The sequence below is a fragment of the Streptomyces sp. NPDC047000 genome (assembly GCF_040644295.1).
Taxonomy (GTDB): Bacteria; Actinomycetota; Actinomycetes; order Streptomycetales; family Streptomycetaceae; genus Streptomyces.
This window is the reverse complement of sequence record NZ_JBEYWE010000034.1, coordinates 13,804-31,748: the sequence shown is the minus strand read 5'-3', so window position 1 is coordinate 31,748 and position 17,945 is coordinate 13,804. Positions and strand designations below refer to the sequence as shown.

The following is a 17,945-nucleotide window of genomic DNA, read 5'->3' as shown; positions in this document are numbered from 1 at the left end:
AAGCAGGCCCCGCCCGAGTGCCGGGCGGGGCCTGCTTGCGCGGTCCTGCTGCGTCCTGCCGTGTCCGGCTGGGTCCTGCCGCCCGCTTACGCCAGCAGCGCCGGGATCGTCCCCTCGTGCAGCTCGCGGAGCTGGTCCAGCGGGAGATCGAACTCGCCCTGGAGCTCCACCGCGTCGCCGTCGACGACACCGATCCGGGTCACCGGGAGGCCCCGGGCGCCGCACATGTCGGTGAAGCGGACCTCCTCCGAGCGCGGTACCGCGACGATCGCGCGGCCCGCCGACTCGGAGAACAGGAAGGTGAACGCGTCGAGCCCGTCCGGTACGACCAGCCGCGCGCCCTTGCCGCCCAGCAGCGCGGACTCCACGACCGCCTGGATCAGACCGCCGTCGGACAGGTCGTGCGCGGCGTCGATCATGCCGTCGCGGGAGGCGGAGATCAGGATCTCGCCCAGCAGCCGCTCCCGCTCCAGGTCCACCTTGGGCGGCAGACCGCCGAGGTGGTCGTGGACGACCTGCGACCAGGCCGAGCCGCCGAACTCCTCGCGGGTGTCGCCGAGGAGGTAGAGCAGCTGGCCCTCCTCCGTGAAGGCGACGGGGGTGCGGCGGGCGACGTCGTCGATCACACCGAGGACCGCGACCACGGGCGTGGGGTGGATGGCGGCGTCACCGGTCTGGTTGTAGAGGGAGACGTTGCCGCCCGTGACCGGCGTGCCCAGCTGGAGGCAGCCGTCGGCCAGACCGCGCACCGCCTCCGCGAACTGCCACATCACCGCCGGGTCCTCCGGCGAGCCGAAGTTCAGGCAGTCGGAGACCGCCAGCGGCTTCGCGCCCGTCGTCGCGACGTTGCGGTACGCCTCGGCCAGCGCCAGCTGGGCGCCCGCGTACGGGTCGAGCTTGGCGTACCGGCCGTTGCCGTCCGTGGCGATGGCGACGCCGAGGCCGCTCTCCTCGTCGACGCGGATCATGCCGGAGTCCTCGGGCTGGGCGAGGACGGTGTTGCCCTGCACGAAGTGGTCGTACTGCGAGGTGATCCACTTCTTGGACGCCTGGTTGGGCGAGCCGACCAGCTTCAGGACCTGGTCCTTCAGCTCCTCGCCCGTCGCCGGGCGGGGCAGCCTGTTCGCGTCGTCGGCCTGCAACGCGTCCTGCCAGGACGGGCGGGCGTACGGCCGCTCGTAGACCGGGCCCTCGTGGGCGACGGTCCGCGGGTCGACGTCGACGATCTTGCCGCCGTGCCAGTAGATCTCCAGGCGGTCGCCGTCGGTCACCTCACCGATGACGGTGGCGATGACGTCCCACTTCTCGCAGATCTCCAGGAACCGGCCGACCTTCTCCGGCTCCACGACCGCGCACATGCGTTCCTGCGACTCGCTCATCAGGATCTCCTCGGGGGAGAGCGTCGAGTCGCGCAGCGGTACGTCGTCGAGGGTGACGCGCATCCCGCCGGAGCCGTTGGAGGCCAGCTCGGAGGTGGCGCAGGACAGGCCGGCCGCCCCGAGGTCCTGGATGCCGACGACGAGCTTCTCCCGGAAGGCCTCCAGGGTGCACTCGATGAGCAGCTTCTCCTGGAAGGGGTCGCCGACCTGCACGGCGGGCCGCTTGGAGGGCTTCGCGTCGTCGAAGGTCTCCGACGCCAGGATCGACGCGCCGCCGATGCCGTCGCCGCCGGTCCGGGCACCGTAGAGGATGACCTTGTTGCCCGCGCCGGACGCCTTGGCGAGGTGGATGTCCTCGTGCCGCATCACACCGATGGCACCGGCGTTGACCAGCGGGTTGCCCTGGTAGCAGGCGTCGAAGACGACCTCGCCGCCGATGTTGGGCAGGCCCAGGCAGTTGCCGTAGCCGCCGATGCCCGCGACGACGCCGGGCAGCACGCGCTTGGTGTCGGGGTGGTCGGCCGCGCCGAAGCGCAGCGGGTCGACGACCGCGACCGGGCGCGCGCCCATCGCGATGATGTCGCGCACGATGCCGCCGACGCCGGTGGCCGCGCCCTGGTAGGGCTCGACGTACGAGGGGTGGTTGTGCGACTCGACCTTGAAGGTGACCGCGTAGCCCTGGCCGACGTCGACCACGCCCGCGTTCTCGCCGATGCCGACGAGGAGGGCGTCGGACTGCGGGGCCTTCTCGCCGAACTGGCGGAGGTGGACCTTGCTGCTCTTGTACGAGCAGTGCTCCGACCACATGACGGAGTACATGGCGAGCTCGGCGCCGGTCGGGCGGCGGCCCAGGATCTCCACGACCCGCTCGTACTCGTCCTTCTTCAGGCCGAGTTCGGCCCAGGGCAGCTCGACGTCAGGGGTCGCGGCCGCGTGCTCGACCGTGTCCAGGGGCGTCCTGCTCATACGGTGACCAGCTTCTTGATGATCGAGGTGAAGAACGGGAGTCCGTCGGTGCGCCCGGAACCGATCAGCGGCTCGACGGCGTGCTCGGGGTGCGGCATGAGGCCCACGACGTTGCCCGCCTCGTTGGTGATGCCGGCGATGTCGCGGAGCGAGCCGTTGGGGTTGCCGTGGCCGTCGGCGGCCGCGTCGCCGTCGACGACGTAGCGGAAGGCGACCAGGCCCTCCGCCTCCAGCTTGTCGAGCGTGTAGTCGTCGGCGACGTACCGGCCGTCCATGTTCTTGAGCGGGATGTGGATCTCCTGCCCGCTCTCGTAGTCCGCGGTCCAGGCGGTGCCGGCGTTCTCCACGCGCAGCTTCTGGTCCTTGCAGATGAAGTGCAGGTGGTTGTTGCCGAGCATCGCGCCGGGCAGCAGATGCGCCTCGGTGAGAATCTGGAACCCGTTGCAGATACCGAGGACCGGCAGTCCGGCCTTCGCCTGCTCGATGACGGTCCCCATCACCGGCGAGAAGCGGGAGATGGCCCCGGCGCGCAGATAGTCGCCGTAGGAGAAACCGCCGGGCAGCACCACGGCGTCGACCTGCCGGAGGTCCTTGTCCTTGTGCCACAGGGCGACCGGTTCCGCGCCCGCGAGCCGGATCGCGCGCCGGGTGTCACGGTCGTCGAGACTTCCCGGGAAAGTGACGACGCCGATACGAGCGGTCACTTCGCGGCCCCCGCGACTTCCTCCACCTTGACGGTGAAGTCCTCGATCACGGTGTTGGCGAGGAAGGATTCCGCAAGATCATGGATGCGGGCGAGCGCGGCTTCGTCCACCGGCCCGTCGACTTCCAGCTCGAATCGCTTTCCCTGACGGACGTCGGAGATGCCTTCGAAACCCAGCCGCGGCAGTGCGCGCTGCACCGCCTGGCCCTGGGGGTCGAGGATCTCCGGCTTGAGCATGACGTCGACTACGACGCGTGCCACTGGCACTCCCGGTGTGTGGTGCTGAGCAGGTCCCTTCAGACTACCCGCCCAAAATTTCTACTCGGGTAGAGTTGGAGGAACGTACGTGACCGGGATCACGCCCGGAGGTCATGGTCCGGCATCCCGCGACGGTCCGTGCGAAAAGATCCGGGAAAGATCAGGCAGCGAGCGGGTGTTCCTATTGTGCGGGACCGCTCGGCGGGTCATCGGGGTTGTCGGCAGGCTTGTCATCGGGGTTGTCATCGCGGGTTTTAGGCGGGCTTCACTCCGCAATGCCGCGCACTTTACAAATTAAAAGCTCTGCGTTGATACTTTGCCAATAACAGCGGACAGTCGACATCTCCGCAACAGTCCCGGCACGTCATCCGACATACGCCGGTGCGAGGATGCCGCACGAAGGGACCGATATTCGTGGCGCAGAAGGTCGTGGTCACTCTCTTTGACGACATCGACGGCTCGGAAGCGGCGGAAACGATCGCCTTCGGGCTGGACGGCAGGTCGTACGAGATCGACCTGAATGAAGCCAACGCCGAAAAACTGCGCAAGGCGCTCGCGCCGTATGTGGACGCAGGCCGCAAGCGGGCCAAGTCGGGCAGGACGTACCGCCAGACGGAGGTCGCCCCCGACCCGGCTGCCGTCCGCGCCTGGGCCCTGGCCAACAAGATGGACGTGCCGGCCCGCGGACGGATCCCGAAGAAGGTCTACGAGGCGTTCAACGCGGCGCAGTAGCGGCGACGGGCACCTGGGGGCCCGCGGGGACACCGCAAGGGCGCCGCAAGGGCGCCACGGGGGAAGGGGTCGGCAGGGGTTCCGCGGGGCACGCCGGCGGGCCCCGCGGGCGTGCCCCGCCGCCTCTCGGACCCACCGACTTGCGCTACCCCCCTGCTGATCAGCTAATGTCTGGAGCACGCCGAGGGGCGAGGCCGAAAGGCCGGATCCCACGGGGTACACGCGGGTGTAGTTCAGTAGCAGAACATCCTCCTTCCAGGGGGAAGGCGCAGTGTGCAATTCCTGTCACCCGCTCTGCATCGCCGGTCCCGACCACTCCAGTGGATCAGGTAGGCTGATGCCGCGCCGATCGGTGAGAGCCGGTCGGGGGCAATGCGGACGTAGCTCAGTTGGTAGAGCGCAACCTTGCCAAGGTTGAGGTCGCGAGTTCGAGCCTCGTCGTCCGCTCGGGAATGAGACCCCGGTCCAATGGGCCGGGGTTTTTCTTTGCGTGATCTGCGGAGATCCGATCCGTGAAGATCTCCCCCGTTCTCCCCCTCCCCCTCGGTGATCTTCTGTGCCGTCGGCGACGCGGTACGGCGCCGGTGTGAAGGTCACCACAGCGGGGACGGCTCAGTCGTCCGCGGGGTTGGGTATAGTTGCCCTCACGCCACGGCGCAATGCGGACGTAGCTCAGTTGGTAGAGCGCAACCTTGCCAAGGTTGAGGTCGCGAGTTCGAGCCTCGTCGTCCGCTCCAGTGAAGGCCCCCGGGAAACCGGGGGCCTTTCGCATTCCGTCTTCCGGAGCCGGTTCGTCAGGACCAGCTGGTGCCGGTCAGCCGTTCGTACGCCTCGATGTACTTCGCCCGGGTGGCGTCCACGATGTGCTGGGGCAGCGGGGGCGGCGGCTGCTCGCTGTGGCGGTCCCAGCCGCACTCGGCCGAGACGAGCCAGTCACGGACGAACTGCTTGTCGTACGAGACCTGCGCGCGCCCCGGCTGCCACTGGTCGGCCGGCCAGAAGCGCGAGGAGTCCGGGGTGAGGACCTCGTCCGCGATGACGAGGGTGTCGCCGTCGAAGCCGAACTCGAACTTGGTGTCCGCCAGGATGATCCCGCGGTCGCGGGCGATGTCACGGGCCCGCCCGTAGACGGCGAGGGTCGTCTGCCGCAGCCGGGCGGCGGTGTCCGCGCCCACCTGGCGGGCGACCTCCTCGTAGGAGACGTTCTCGTCGTGGTCGCCGACGGCGGCCTTGGCCGCGGGCGTGAAGATCGGCCCCGGCAGTTCCGAACCGTCCGTCAGCCCCTCGGGAAGGGCGAGCCCGCAGACCGTACGGGACTCCCGGTACTCGGCGAGCCCCGAACCGGTGAGATAGCCGCGGACCACGCATTCCACGGGCAGCATCCGCAGGGACTTGCAGACCAGCGTCCGGCCCTGCCAGTCGGCGGGGGCGCCCTCGGGCACCTCGGTGCCGATGACGTGGTTCGGGACCAGATCGGCGAGCCGGTCGAACCACCAGAGGGACATCTGCGTGAGAATGCGCCCCTTTCCGGGGATCTCGGTCGGCAGCACCCAGTCGTACGCGGACGTACGGTCACTGGCGACCATCACGAGGTCGCCCGCCTCGTTCTGGTACAGATCGCGCACCTTCCCGGTGTGCAGATGCACCAGACCCGGCACCTGAAGGGGCTCGGGCTTCTCGACGAATCCGGACACGGTTCCTCCCCGTGGTGATGTCCAAGTGGCTCGATTCTCCCGTATCCGTACGGCGGACGACGGACAGGGGGTCGGGGAGGGGGCCGGGGCGAGGCCGCGGTGGGCGGCTCAGAACCGTTCGCAGATGCGGTCCAGCAGGTTTGCGGTGGCCCGTTGGACGCGGGCGTCCGCATGGCCGGGGCGGTCCAGTGCGGGGGACCAGGCGAACGTCCCGGACGCGAAGACGAGGGCGCCCGACGGTGCCCGGTACAGGGACGTCTCCTGGTGCCGGCGGGCGCCCTTCGCGTCGGTGTACGGGGAGTGGGCCAGCAGGACGCGCGCCTCGTGCGCGGGGAGCGCGGTGCGCGGGAAGTAGCGGTCGGCCTCGCCCGCCACCAGCCCCTCGACCGCGTCGCCTTCGCCGGCCCCGGTCGCCTCCCAGAGCCAGTGCCCGGCGTTGCGGACGATCAGCGGACAGGGCTCGGGAACGCTCCCCGCGTACTGGATGCCGACCAACTGCTGCTCGGGCCGGTCGATCTCCCGCCACAGCACCGGTCTGCCCGGCCCCTTGCGCTTGCGGCAGGTCAGCAGGCGGCCGGGGACACCGGACGGGGAGTCCGCCAGCTCCACCTGCCAGTACAGGCTGTTCGCGGAGAGGAAGACCAGCGAGACCCCCACGTCCCGGGCCCGCTCCACCGTGCGCCGCATGTTCGCCGACCAGTACTCGTCGTGCCCGGGGAAGACCAGCGCCCGGTACCGGGTCGGGTCCACCCGGCCGGAGTGCAGATCACTGGCGTCCGCGTAGGCGAGGGTGTAGCCCTGCCGCTCGGCCCAGCGGATCACGTCGTAGGCGTGGCCGACGTGCAGCGGGAGGCCGGCACCGGCGTACGGCCGGTCGAAGGAGACGGTGGTCGCCGCGTCCGCCTCGCCGAGCAGCCGTCCCTGCTCGTCCCAGGCGTGGTAGAGGCTGGCGCCGGTGCGGCCGTCCTCCGGGTAGAGGTTGTACGCCTGCCAGGTGACGTCGGGCAGCACCAGGAGCAGGTCCGCCGGGCGGTCGTCGCGGACCGTGAAGGGCACATGGGTGCGGTAGCCGTCGGCGGTGGTGAGGACGGCGACGTACGCGCCCGGGCTCCAGTACGAGGGGATCCGCAGCCGCCAGGACAGCCACCAGTGGTGGCAGGAGACGGTGCGGTGCGCGGTCAGCGGAGCGGGCTGCGTCATGCCGGTCAGCCGGGGGCTGGTGGTGATGCGGGCGGCACCCTCACCGCCGTAGTGGCCGATGCGGTGGACGTCGGCCGTGAAGTCCTGGGGCGGATCGACGGTGACCCGGAAGTCGATCGTCTCGCCGGGGGCCACGGCGCCGGTGGAGGTGAAGCCCTTGATCTGGCGGTGGACGTCGTCCGCACGGCGGAGGGCGGCGGCGGGGGTGACCGGTCCGGCAGCGGTGACCGGGCCGGTTGAGGCGGTGGGGGTCACAGAGGAGGCGGAGGCGGCGGAGAGGGCGGAGGGGGATAAGTGGTCCACGTACCAGGGGACCAGGAGGCCGGTGCCGTCGAAGTAGGCCTCGCTGCCGCGCAGCCAGGGGAGCGGAGCCTGGCCGAAGGGGTCCGTCACGGCGTGCGCGAGCGTTCCCGACTCCCAGCGGCGGATCCCGTCCGGCCCCATCGCCGTCCCTCCCTCGTCGTACGACTGCCGCACACCTGCCGTACGCCTGCCGTACGCCTTCTGCGCGCGTCGGCCCGTTCGGGCCCAGCACATCACATTTCGCGCACACTCTGTCACTTTTCGTTGCCGTTGTGGACCGCCACCGCCCGTCCCCGACGGCGTCAGACGAGCCGTACCGGCTTCTCGGGACGTATACCGAGGTCCGTCAGCCACTCCCGCAGCGGTACGGGGTCGCCGTACTCGACGAGGGCCAGGACCCGGGAGCCCAGGTCGGCCGCGCGCGTGCCGCCGACGAGGAGGGACGGGCCGTCGAGCCAGTCCAGGCCCGGGACGGCACCGGCGGTGTCCACGGCGGCGCAGCACACCATCGCGGTGACGTGGTCGGCGAGCAGGTCCCGCGCGGCACGCGGCGGCTGGAGGGGGAAGAGGGGGAGGGTGCCGTCGTCCCAGAGAGCGGCGCCGCCTGCTCCTGGCGCCGAGGCCCGGTCCTGCCGTCCCTTCGGCGCCGCCGCCTCCTCCCGGGCCAGCTCCGCGCTGAGACCGGCGGCGAGGGCGGCACCGCGCTCGGTGGTCTCGGGGGGCTCGAGTGGATCGAGGCGCTCGGAAGGTTCGGGGGGCTGCTCGGGCGGCTGGGGTTCGGGAGGGGCGGGGGCACCCCTGCCGCCGGACGCGGGAGGGAAACCGGGACCGGGGCCGGGACCGGAGCCGGAAGTGATACCGGGACCGGGGCCGGGATCCGGCGTGGTGGCCCCCGGGCCGACCGTGAGGTGGTCGAGGACCCGGTCCAGGGTCGGCCCCACGGAGTGCGAGGACCCCACCGCGTGCGACGACCCCCGGGCGTGCGGGGAACCCGCGGAGTGCGAGGCGGCCGAGCCGGCGGGGCGGCGGACGCCGAGGGTGTCGAGGACCCGGTGGAGACGGGCGGCGTCGGTGCGCCAGGTGCGGTCGACGACCTCGTCCGGATACTCCTGCCAGTCCACCGGGGACCAGTCCGGGCCGGGCTCGGCGGGACCCCCGTGGAAGAGGCGCGCGGCGAGCAGCGAGGCGGCCTCGTCCACCGCGCCGGGCTCCTCCAGGAGATCGCAGGCCGGACGTTCGCCCAGCCGGGAGGTGAACCCCTCGGCCAGCCGGTCGCGGCGGGACAGTTCGGTCAGCGCCGCGACCACGCCCGCGTCGAGCCGGGAGGGCCAGCGGCCCATCCGCCAGGCGGGCAGCGCGACCCGGGTGAGCAGCCGGTCCCAGCCCGCGTAGGCGAGGCCCACCTGCTCCTGGGCGACGATCCGCAGCCCGTAGTCCACGGACTGGGCGCGCTCGGCCGCCGCGGCGGCGACACCACGCTCCATCTCGGCGACATGGTCCCGGCAGCCGCGCAGCAGGAGCCGCGCCGCCCGGCCGGCACCGGCGAGCGCCCAGCGGGCGAGGGGCCCGCGGCCGGACACGGCGGACACGGCGGACACCGCGACGGCCGCGTCGAGCCCCCGTACGAAGCGGCGGGCGGCGGCTATGTCCGGGTGGGCGGAGGGTCCCGTACCGGCGACGACCGGGGCGAGGACGGCACGCAGTTCACCGACGCGCATCCACCACAGGAAGGGCGAGCCGATGACCAGCACGGGCGCGGCCACGGTACGGCGCGTGCCGGAGGCGGGGCCCGGGGCACCGGCCGTCCCGTCGCGGTGGGTGCGCGGCGGCGGGCCGTGGGCCGGGTGGGTGCGGTCCTCGAGCCAGCTGTCGCAGTCCGGGGTGAGGGCTATCGCGGACGGGACGGGCACGTCGAGCCGGTCGGCGAGGTCGCGCACCAGGCGGTACAGATCGGGCGCGGACTTCTCGGCGATCGGGACCGTGGGGCTGACGGCGGGCCGGGCGCGGGCGACGACGAGGGCGACGCCGAGGGCGGCCGCCAGGACGACGACGGCGACGGCGCCGACGACCGCGCGGGCCACGTTCCAGCCGGGGCCTACGAGGTGGCCGCTGGTGGCACCGGCGATCAGGATCACGGCCAGCGCGGCGGGCAGCAGGGCGACGGCCAGGGCCCGGCTGCGCACCCGCAGCACGGCGAGGGCCCGGGCCCGCGCGTCCGGCGCGCCCGTCTCGACACCGCCACCACCCATACCGGTCACCTCTGGTAGTCCCCCCTCCCTGCCGTCCTGCCCGCATCCGTCCCGGCTTTGCTCATTCCCCCACTGTGGCACCCGTCACTGACATCGCAATGCCGGTGGGCCAAGTGCCGGACCGCTTGCGCGGCACCCTAGTTGGGGCCTCGTCCCGCGTCAGCCGGATAGGGCCATCGGTCACCCGATGGAATGGCTTCGGTCGGGGACGGGGGCGCACGGCACACGACGAGGCCCCGGATCCCGGCGATCGGGCACGGGATCCGGGGCCTGGGGCCGTGCGGGGGCGGCTCCTCCGAGGGGGGAGCCGCTCCTCCGGCGCGGGGTTACTCCCCGGCCGCCTTCGCGGCGATGTCCGTACGGTGGTGGGACCCGTCGAGCCCGATGCGGGTGACGGCGGTGTAGGCGCGCTCACGTGCCGTGGCGAGGCTCTTGCCGGTGGCCGTCACGGACAGCACGCGGCCGCCCGCGCTGACGACGGCGTCGCCCTCGTGCCGGGTCCCGGCGTGCAGCACGTAGGCGTGCGGGGCGTCCTGGGCGGCCACCTCGTCGAGGCCGGTGATCGGATCGCCGGTGCGTGGGGTGCCGGGGTAGTTGTGCGAGGCGACGACGACGGTGACCGCGGCGTCGGTGCTCCAGCGCAGCGGCGGCAGGTCGTCGAGGGTGCCCTCGGCGGCGGCGAGCAGGACTCCGGCCAGCGGGGTCTTGAGGCGGGCCAGCACGACCTGGGTCTCGGGGTCGCCGAAACGGGCGTTGAACTCGATGACCCGTACGCCGCGCGAGGTGATGGCGAGGCCGGCGTAGAGCAGACCGGAGAAGGGCGCGCCCCGGCGGCGCATCTCGTCCACGGTCGGCTGGAGCACGGTCTCCAGGACGTCGTCGACCAGTCGGGGATCGGCCCAGGGCAGCGGGGAGTACGCGCCCATACCGCCGGTGTTCGGGCCCTCGTCGCCGTCCAGCGCGCGTTTGAAGTCCTGGGCGGGCTGGAGGGGGAGGACCGTCCTGCCGTCGGTGATCGCGAAGAGGGAGACCTCGGGGCCGTCGAGGAACTCCTCGATGACCACGCGCTCGCACCCGGCGGCGTGCGCCTTGGCGGCGTCGAGGTCGCCGGTCACGACGACGCCCTTGCCGGCGGCGAGCCCGTCGTCCTTGACGACGTAGGGCGGCCCGAAGGCGTCGAGGGCCTCGGCGGCCTCCTCGGCGTCGGTGCAGACGTACGAGCGGGCGGTCGGTACTCCGGCCGACGCCATCACGTCCTTGGCGAACGCCTTGGACCCCTCGAGCCGCGCGGCCTCGGCCGAGGGCCCGAAGACGGGGATGCCCGCCTCCCGTACGGCGTCGGCGACCCCGGCGACCAGCGGGGCCTCCGGTCCCACGACGACCAGGTCGGCCTCGAGGTCGCCGGCCAGCGCGGCGACGGCCTTGCCGTCCAGCGCGTCGACCTGGCGCAACTCGGCGACCTCGGCGATACCGGCGTTGCCGGGGGCGCAGTACAGCGCGCTGACGTCGGGGTCGAGGGACAGGGAACGGCACAGGGCGTGTTCGCGGGCGCCGCCGCCGATGACGAGGACCTTCACGGGGTCAGCCTATCGGGAGCGGGCTTCGGCGGTTTGTGGGGGCTTCCGAGGGAGAGAGCCGGATATGTCCGTGGCTTCCTACGAGCGGGACGCGGCCTCTCCGCCTTCTCCGCCCTCCCCTCCCTCCCCGCGCGGGGGCCGGCTACGCGGGGGCCGGCTAGTCGTTGACGAACTCCTCGACGACGGTCGCGCCCAGCTCCTTGACAAGGAGGTCCTTGCCGGAGAGGGCGGATTCGTCGAGGTCGGGATCGTCGTCCTCGGGGATGTCGTCCTCGGGGGCGACGGGGGGCGGCTCGGGGGCGGCGACCGGCCGGGGCGAACGGGCGGGGGCGGCCGGGCCGGACGCGGGCACCGCGGGCCCTGCGGCGGACGGCGCGCCTGCCGGCCGGGCGGCGGGGGCAGCGCCGTAGCCACCACCCGCGGCGTACCCGCCACCCGCGCCGTAGCCGCCGCCCGAGGACGGTACGGGCGGCTGAGGCTGCGCGAAGGATCCCGGAGCCGCCGTCGGAGGAGCCGATCCGCCCCCCGACGCGTCGACGATCGCCTCCACCTTCCAGTGGACGTTGAACTGCTCGGCGAGCGCCTGCCGCAGGACATCCTCGCTGCCGCTGCCGGCGAAGTTGTCGCGGGCGCCGGCGCTGACGAACCCGAGCTGGAGGGTGGTGCCGTCGAACCCGGTGACCTGGGCGTTCTGGCTGAGCAGGATCCAGGTGAAGCGGCGTCGGTTCTTGACGGCCTCGAGGATGTTGGGCCAGAGCACCCGGGGGTCGGGCCCGCCGGGGGCCGGGGCGGCGGCCTGGGCCGGAGCCGCGGAGGGCCGCGCGGAAGGAGCGGACGGAGCGGAGGGAGCAGGCGCCGGCGCGGAGGCCGGAGCCGCGGGCCGCCCGGCCCCCGCGGGGGTGGGCCAGCCCCCGGGCCGCCGCCCGCCCCCGGCGGAGGCGGCGGTGGGCCAGGCGCCGGGAGCCTGCGCCGGGGCAGGGGCGGACGTGGCCGGAGCCGGGGGCGGAGCGGCCGGGGCGACGGCAGCCGCAGGCTCCGCCACGACCGCGGCCGGCGGGGCGACGGCAGCCGCCGGAACGCCCGCCGCCCCGGGGACACGCGCGGCGGCCCGCGCAGCCGCGACGCCGCCCGCACCGGCACCCGGCACGGCCGCACCCGCACCGGGCACGGCCGCTGCCCCATGGGCATCCGGCGCGGGGACGTACGCCATGGCCGGCATGGCGACCGCTCCCGCGCCCCCGGAAGGAGCCGCCTGGAAGTTGACCCCGCGCTCCAGCCGGTCGAGCCGGGCCATGACGGACCGCTCGTCCCCGTAGGCGGCGGGCAGCAGGACACGGGCGCAGATGAGCTCGAGCTGGAGCCGGGGCGAGGCGGCGCCCCGCATCTCGGTGAGCCCCTCGTTCACCAGGTCGGCGGCACGGCTGAGCTCGGCGGGCCCGAAGGTGCCGGCCTGGGCCTGCATCCGCTCGAGGACATCGCCGGGAGCGTCGATGAGCCCCTTCTCCACGGCGTCGGGAACCGCGGCGAGGATCACGAGATCCCTCAGCCGTTCCAGCAGATCGACGACGAACCGCCGGGGATCGTTACCGCCCTCGATGACACGGTCGACGACCTCGAAGGCAGCGGCCCCGTCGCCGGTGACGAACGCCTCGACGACGGAATCGAGGAGCGACCCGTCGGTGTACCCGAGCAGAGACGTCGCCATGGCATAGGTCACACCGTCCGCCCCGGCACCGGCGAGAAGCTGGTCCATGACGGACATGGAGTCACGCACGGAGCCGGCTCCGGCCCGCACGACGAGAGGCAGCACCCCGTCCGCGACGGGGATGTCCTCCCGCCCGCACACCTCACCGAGGTAGTCGCGGAGCGTGCCGGGCGGTACGAGCCGGAAGGGGTAGTGATGGGTCCGGGACCGGATGGTGCCGATGACCTTCTCGGGTTCGGTGGTGGCGAAGATGAACTTGAGATGCTCGGGCGGCTCCTCGACGACCTTCAGCAGGGCGTTGAACCCGGCCGGGGTGACCATGTGGGCCTCGTCGATGATGTAGATCTTGTACCGGCTGCCGGCGGGCCCGAAGAACGCCTTCTCGCGCAGGTCACGGGCGTCGTCCACACCACCGTGCGAGGCGGCGTCGATCTCGATGACGTCGATGGACCCGGGCCCGTTACGAGCGAGGTCCCGGCAGGACTGGCACTCCCCGCACGGGGTGGGCGTGGGCCCCTGCTCGCAGTTCAGGCACCGGGCGAGGATCCGCGCGCTGGTCGTCTTGCCGCAGCCGCGCGGCCCGCTGAACAGGTACGCGTGATTGACCCGGTTGTTGCGCAGGGCCTGCTGCAGCGGGTCGGTGACATGCTCCTGCCCGATGACCTCGGCGAACGACTCCGGGCGATAACGGCGGTACAGCGCGAGAGACGACACGCCTACGAGGTTATAGGCGCCCACTGACAAGCCGCCCCGTCCGGCCGCCCCGTGTGCGGGCGAACACAAGCGCCCCCCACGCACCCGCCAGAGCCGACCTACCCTTGCTGCCTTCCGGCCCTGGGGGAGTTCAGTCAGATAGCGCCACGTGAGGGGCTGCGCTCACAGTACCCGATGTCAGCGGCCCGGATCGAGTTCGCAAGCACTCCTCTCGGTCATGTAATGTTTCCGACGGAGGATTCGCCTAGAGGCCTAGGGCGCACGCTTGGAAAGCGTGTTGGGGGCAACCCCTCACGAGTTCGAATCTCGTATCCTCCGCCAGTGCCTCACCGGGCACGATGTCGAAGGGCCCCACCGTTCGCGGTGGGGCCCTTCGACGTTGTCCGTCTCAGTTTCCGTCTCAGTCGCTTACCGAGCTCCCCGTCGCCGCGACGTACGGGTCCGAGGCGAACGCCGAGACGTAGGCAAGGGCTCCAGCCACCATCTCGGGGATGGCATCCAAGGCTGTGTCGAGGAAGTACTCAATCGCCACAGCCGGGGACCCGGGACTGTCAACATTGATCATCGCTGCCCACGCCTCCGGCTCGTAGCGAGCAAAGGTGGAGAGCGCCAAGAGCGCCGCCCACCAGGCCATCATCGGTTGCACAGGCTGGCTCATCCCGAGGTGGGTCGGCAAGACCCACCAACCACCGCGATATTGCACAGCGTGCCGGACCCACTGGGCAGGATCCAACTGCCCCGAGTCATCAGGTTTAGGCCGCGGCCAGCGCAGCGTCGTCCGCAACTCACCACCAACCCACTCGATAGCAGGGAGCGCCTTGGTGTGAGTGGACGTACCGCCTTGCCACCCAGCGAGCGTCGGGTAGCGGGACAACCACTCGGTGATCACACCCGAGTCCTCCCTCAGCCTGAAGAGGTTGAAAGGGGCGCCATAGACGTGGGCCACCTCCCACGGGCCGCGGGTGACCTGGGCCACATAACGAAGGGCAGGGAAGACACTCGGCACCGCCGAGGGCGGATGCTCATTGGCGGTCTCGGGAACCAGCGACCACACGTCTGCAAGGGACAATCGACTCTTCGCCGGCCACATGGGCGATCCCATCGCCCGAGCGACGCTTTGGGGCGTACCGGCCTTGCTGACCTCAACCTGGGTAGCCCATAGGTTTACCTGGTCACGGGTATCGAGAACCCTCATGCCATGGCCCGAAGGGCGGTACTCGCTGTCCGCCAGGTGCCCTGAGGCCGCAGCGATCGCTCGTCCCGCTTGCGAGAGCGCGTAGAACGCATAGACCGGCTTCGTCTCATAGCCAGCGCGTTCAGCGCTACCCAAGAACTGCTCTGACTGTTCCAGCGCTGCCTGAAACGTCCGCAGACGCTGCGCGTCGTACCCCGCCATGCCCGGAGGCACAGCGCGCATACGACGCAATCCCCGTACCGCGTCTCGGCGACGCGCAGCATCACCGTTCAACGAGGATCCCACGACCTCACCCCCACCTCACCAGAGAGAGCGGAAAGCGGGACGATACGACCGTACTGGCGGATATGACGAGGCAGCATGTCAGACAAGATAGAGAGTTGCACGCCGCACGGCCTTGGAATTTCCTACATACAGCGTTGGCCCAGACCGACTAACGGTCTGGGCCCGTGGTCAACAGCTACTGACCCCGCTGACTACATAGGTTGACCTTCCCACAGCGCATGACCAACCTGGTCGGCAACCTTCTTGAGCATGGCACCCGTCACGTGCATGTACCGAGCGCGCATCCTGGCGGCTCCCCCAGGTTCCCAGCCCATGATCGAGTCGATCACGACATCCGGGACGCCGAGGATCAGCAGGACGGTCGCGGCGGTGTGGCGAGCGTCATGGAGACGTCCGTCCCGTACGCCCGCGTCCCGGAGAAGCCGCTTCCAGACATGGAAGTCGGTGTTGGGGCTCAGCGGGCCGCCGACCGGCGAGGCGAACACGTACCCCTTGCCCTCCCAATCGGCACCGGCCGCGATCCGCTCCCGCTCCTGGGCCTCCTGGTGCTGGCGGAGAATCTTGATCAGCGGATCGGGCAGGCCGATGGTCCGCCGTCCGGCCCGGGACTTGGTGGACTTGTGCTCACGGCGGGTCTGCTGGCGCTGAGGGCAGTACCCGGCCTTCCGCCCGCAGGGGTCGTCTCCACAGCCGTGGGCGTACTTGGGCCGCAACCGGTTCTTACGGATACGGACGTACCCCGCGTCGAGGTCGACGTCTTCCCAGTGCAGGCCGAGCGCCTCCCCCTGACGCAGGCCGAGCGCCAGGGCGACGACCCAGCGCGCGCTGTTACGGAGCCTGGCCGCTTCGACGAGAAGGCTCTGTACCTCCTCGATCGTGTACGGCTCGATGTCCTCCTCTTCGAGCCGCGGGGCCTTGGCGATCTCCGCGGCGTTGGTGACGGCGTGCCCGCGCCGCACGGCCTCACCGAGCGCGACCCGGATCGTCCGGTGAGCGTGGTGGGCGGTGCCGGCGGAGCTCCCGGCCGCCTGCATCTTCCGGTAGAAGCGCTCCAGGTGCTCGGGCTCCAGGCGGTCGAGCTTGTGGGCGCCCAGGCCCGGGACGAGGTGGACTCGCACGTCGACCTCATAGCCGTCGTACGTGTTCTCCGAGACGTACGGCTTGGCGATGTTCTCCACCCAGTGCTCAAGCCAGGCTTGCAGCGTCCAGCTCTGCCCCGGCTTCCTCAGCTTCTTGTCGTCCCGCGCCCGCTCCATCTCGCGGACGGCCCGGGTCACCTCCGCTTTCGTCTTGCGCTCGATGTGACGGCGGTCGGGCTTACCGTCATCCCGGACACCGACGGTCACCCGCCCGTGCCACTTGCCGTCCTTGCCGAGGTAGATCGTCGAGGCCCCGTTGGGCTGACGGGTGCGCTTCTGCTCTGCCATGCCGTCCCCCTCAGGCCGCTTGGGCGGGTCGGTGGCGCAGCTTGGCCACGTAGGCGGGTACGGCGTCGGCGGGAACCCGTCGGAGCCGCCCGAGCGTGACGGACTCGATCTCTCCGGCGAGGACGAGCCGGAAGCACGTCGTACGGCCGATCTGGAGCCGCCGAGCCGTCTCCTCAACCGTCAGGAGGGCCAGGGTCGAGTCAAACGGCTCAGGCCTGGTGACAGTGGTCGACAGCTCAGCCATGAGTGGGCTCCCCTTCCGTTCCGAGGGCGGGTTCAAGAGACGCGGTCAGCCAGGTCTCGGCAGCGCTGAGGCCGGTTCCGGCGAACACCCAGTGGGCGAGGACCAGCGTCGTTTCGCCGTCCTGCGGGACGGGCGGGGCCGTCTGGGCTCGCCGCCAGTCGGCGCGGGCGGTGCGGAGGGCGCCGAGGGTGGTGGAGTAGCGGCGGGACTTTGTGGCGAAGTGGCCGCGGAAACAGAGCATGTGGGCCCAAGCCCGCAGCCGGAGGTGTTCGAGGTCTCTCCGGGCGCCGAGGGCCCAGGCGGTGCGGATCATGCGGCGGACGTGGTCGGTGATCCGGGCCTGTGCCAGCTCGGCGAGGAACCTGATCGGCCGGTCGAGGGTGCCCGTCGCCGCTTCGGCGCCCTTGGTGGCGTACTTGGCGATGTACGCCGCTACGGCCCGCTCGGTCAGGTCCTGGCCGCCGTCGAAGTCGGCGGAGCGGATCGGGCGGACGTCGAGCTGCCGCCCGAAGACGAAGGTGTGCGCCCGGCCGTCGATCACCGGGCCGTCGATGCGCGCGGCGGTCGCGGCGGCATGGATGGCATCGGTCAGCAGCTCGGCGGTCGCCCAGACCGGGGGCGGGGTGTCGCCGCCTTCCGGGCCGTCGAGGCGGATGACGGCGTGGAAGTGGACGGCGCCGCGCTTCTGGTACTCGGCGACCTTGGCGAACGAGATGCGGGCGTGGTCGCGGAAGGCGCGCTGAGTCAGCCCGGCCCGCTTGGCCACCTCTCGGCGGAGGTAGATCGAGAAACGCCGCCAGAGGGCGCCCACGTGCGCGTTCCACAGGACGGCCGCTTCGTAGTCGTAGGAGTCGGGGTCGAGGGGCGTGCCGAGCACGGCGTCGTCCTGGTCGTGGCGGGTGCCGCAGCGGCAGGGGCGGCCGTCGGTGCGGCGGTTGTGGACCGGGCCGAAGCCGGGCGCGGTGAAGGTGGCGAAGACGCGCGGGTGGGTGGCGACCTGTTCGGGGGTGCCCTTGCCGCCGCGCAGGCCGGCCGTGATCAGGTGGTAGGTGTCGCGGCGGTAGACCTCCGCGCAGGCAGCGCAGCGGGTGGTGCGGCGGTTGTTGCAGCGGACCAGGAGGTGCCCGGCCGGGAGGGTGGCCGAGTCGAGGCGGTGTAGGACGTTGCCGATCTCGCCCGTGCGGGTGTCGACGCCGTACTCGGTGCGCTGCCCGTCGAGGCGGATCGGGTGGGTACAGCCGCCCAGGCCCGCGAGCTGTCGGGCGAGGGCGGGCATGGTGCCGTTGGCGGCGAGGGTGCTCAGCTCCGCCAGCG

At 71.6% G+C, this 17,945-nt stretch carries 13 protein-coding genes, 4 tRNA genes and 1 other RNA gene; 5 read left to right on the top strand and 13 right to left on the bottom strand.

Going from position 1 to position 17,945, the window contains the following annotated elements; all coding sequences use genetic code 11:
• Positions 1-86 precede the first annotated feature (86 nt).
• From purL to purS, 3 genes are read right to left on the bottom strand one after another with little or no spacing between them, the layout of a single operon-like run.
• A complete protein-coding gene (gene purL, locus ABZ862_RS33915) occupies positions 87-2,345 on the bottom strand; it encodes a phosphoribosylformylglycinamidine synthase subunit PurL (RefSeq protein ID WP_360966884.1) in 2,259 nt (752 codons plus the stop codon).
• Entirely contained in the window at positions 2,342-3,049 is a 708-nt protein-coding gene (purQ, locus tag ABZ862_RS33910) for a phosphoribosylformylglycinamidine synthase subunit PurQ (RefSeq protein ID WP_360966881.1), read from the bottom strand. Before purQ ends, purL begins: the two co-directional genes overlap by 4 nt.
• The gene (gene purS / locus ABZ862_RS33905; RefSeq protein WP_266399704.1) at positions 3,046-3,309 is read right to left on the bottom strand and encodes a phosphoribosylformylglycinamidine synthase subunit PurS; all 264 of its coding nucleotides are present in this window, start codon (positions 3,307-3,309) and stop codon (positions 3,046-3,048) included. The genes purQ and purS overlap by 4 nt, the downstream gene beginning before the upstream one ends.
• 411 nt (positions 3,310-3,720) lie before the next feature.
• Here purS and ABZ862_RS33900 point away from each other — a divergent pair, with 411 nt between their 5' ends.
• The 4 genes from ABZ862_RS33900 (at position 3,721) to ABZ862_RS33885 (ending at position 4,775) form a co-directional block, all read left to right on the top strand.
• Positions 3,721-4,038 (top strand): Lsr2 family protein, encoded by a 318-nt coding sequence (locus ABZ862_RS33900; protein WP_360966877.1) that lies wholly within the window; start codon positions 3,721-3,723, stop codon positions 4,036-4,038.
• Positions 4,039-4,260: 222 nt separating this feature from the next.
• Positions 4,261-4,332, top strand: a tRNA-Gly gene (locus tag ABZ862_RS33895).
• Between the two features lie 80 nt (positions 4,333-4,412).
• Positions 4,413-4,485: transfer RNA gene (locus ABZ862_RS33890), tRNA-Gly, on the top strand.
• 214 nt (positions 4,486-4,699) lie between these two features.
• A tRNA-Gly gene (locus ABZ862_RS33885) sits at positions 4,700-4,775 on the top strand.
• A gap of 57 nt (positions 4,776-4,832) precedes the next feature.
• On the opposite strand, the gene ABZ862_RS33880 is transcribed toward ABZ862_RS33885, so the two are convergent.
• The 6 genes from ABZ862_RS33880 to ffs all read right to left on the bottom strand — a co-directional run bounded on the left by ABZ862_RS33880 (position 4,833) and on the right by ffs (position 13,641).
• Positions 4,833-5,732 (bottom strand): phosphoribosylaminoimidazolesuccinocarboxamide synthase, encoded by a 900-nt coding sequence (locus ABZ862_RS33880; RefSeq protein WP_360966874.1) that lies wholly within the window; start codon positions 5,730-5,732, stop codon positions 4,833-4,835.
• Positions 5,733-5,840: 108 nt separating this feature from the next.
• On the bottom strand, positions 5,841-7,376 hold the full coding sequence (locus ABZ862_RS33875; protein WP_360966871.1) for a N,N-dimethylformamidase beta subunit family domain-containing protein: 1,536 nt from the start codon (positions 7,374-7,376) through the stop codon (positions 5,841-5,843).
• A gap of 161 nt (positions 7,377-7,537) precedes the next feature.
• On the bottom strand, positions 7,538-9,484 hold the full coding sequence (locus ABZ862_RS33870) for a hypothetical protein (protein WP_360966868.1): 1,947 nt from the start codon (positions 9,482-9,484) through the stop codon (positions 7,538-7,540).
• 326 nt (positions 9,485-9,810) lie between these two features.
• Positions 9,811-11,061, bottom strand: a complete 1,251-nt coding sequence (gene purD / locus ABZ862_RS33865) for a phosphoribosylamine--glycine ligase (protein WP_360966865.1) — start codon at positions 11,059-11,061, stop codon at positions 9,811-9,813.
• A gap of 157 nt (positions 11,062-11,218) precedes the next feature.
• The gene (locus tag ABZ862_RS33860) at positions 11,219-13,480 is read right to left on the bottom strand and encodes a DNA polymerase III subunit gamma and tau (RefSeq protein WP_360966863.1); all 2,262 of its coding nucleotides are present in this window, start codon (positions 13,478-13,480) and stop codon (positions 11,219-11,221) included.
• Between the two features lie 62 nt (positions 13,481-13,542).
• An RNA gene (gene ffs / locus ABZ862_RS33855) (signal recognition particle sRNA small type) lies at positions 13,543-13,641 on the bottom strand.
• A gap of 72 nt (positions 13,642-13,713) precedes the next feature.
• Here ffs and ABZ862_RS33850 point away from each other — a divergent pair.
• Positions 13,714-13,801: transfer RNA gene (locus ABZ862_RS33850), tRNA-Ser, on the top strand.
• 79 nt (positions 13,802-13,880) lie between these two features.
• Here ABZ862_RS33850 and ABZ862_RS33845 read toward each other — a convergent pair.
• The 4 genes from ABZ862_RS33845 to ABZ862_RS33830 all read right to left on the bottom strand — a co-directional run bounded on the left by ABZ862_RS33845 (position 13,881) and on the right by ABZ862_RS33830 (position 17,907).
• Positions 13,881-14,876 carry a hypothetical protein gene (locus ABZ862_RS33845; RefSeq protein ID WP_360966860.1) on the bottom strand — a complete coding sequence of 332 codons (996 nt, stop codon included), beginning with the start codon at positions 14,874-14,876 and terminating at the stop codon, positions 13,881-13,883.
• Between the two features lie 275 nt (positions 14,877-15,151).
• Positions 15,152-16,387, bottom strand: a complete 1,236-nt coding sequence (locus tag ABZ862_RS33840; protein WP_360966857.1) for a tyrosine-type recombinase/integrase — start codon at positions 16,385-16,387, stop codon at positions 15,152-15,154.
• A 10-nt stretch (positions 16,388-16,397) separates the two neighbouring features.
• Positions 16,398-16,631 carry an excisionase family DNA-binding protein gene (locus tag ABZ862_RS33835; protein ID WP_360966854.1) on the bottom strand — a complete coding sequence of 78 codons (234 nt, stop codon included), beginning with the start codon at positions 16,629-16,631 and terminating at the stop codon, positions 16,398-16,400.
• Positions 16,624-17,907: a replication initiator gene (locus ABZ862_RS33830; protein WP_360966851.1), complete on the bottom strand. Its 1,284-nt coding sequence runs from the start codon at positions 17,905-17,907 to the stop codon at positions 16,624-16,626. Before ABZ862_RS33830 ends, ABZ862_RS33835 begins: the two co-directional genes overlap by 8 nt.
• Positions 17,908-17,945: the final 38 nt, after the last annotated feature.

Bases quoted from the DNA above. Each gene is read 5' to 3' on its own strand.
- purL (WP_360966884.1), bottom strand. From the start codon at position 2,345: ATGAGCAGGACGCCCCTGGACACGGTCGAGCACGCGGCCGCGACCCCT.
- ABZ862_RS33875 (WP_360966871.1), bottom strand. From the start codon at position 7,376: ATGGGGCCGGACGGGATCCGCCGCTGGGAGTCGGGAACGCTCGCGCAC.
- ABZ862_RS33870 (WP_360966868.1), bottom strand. From the start codon at position 9,484: ATGGGTGGTGGCGGTGTCGAGACGGGCGCGCCGGACGCGCGGGCCCGG.
- ABZ862_RS33845 (WP_360966860.1), bottom strand. From the start codon at position 14,876: ATGGCGGGGTACGACGCGCAGCGTCTGCGGACGTTTCAGGCAGCGCTG.
- ABZ862_RS33840 (WP_360966857.1), bottom strand. From the start codon at position 16,387: ATGGCAGAGCAGAAGCGCACCCGTCAGCCCAACGGGGCCTCGACGATC.
- ABZ862_RS33835 (WP_360966854.1), bottom strand. From the start codon at position 16,631: ATGGCTGAGCTGTCGACCACTGTCACCAGGCCTGAGCCGTTTGACTCG.
- ABZ862_RS33830 (WP_360966851.1), bottom strand. From the start codon at position 17,907: ATGCCCGCCCTCGCCCGACAGCTCGCGGGCCTGGGCGGCTGTACCCAC.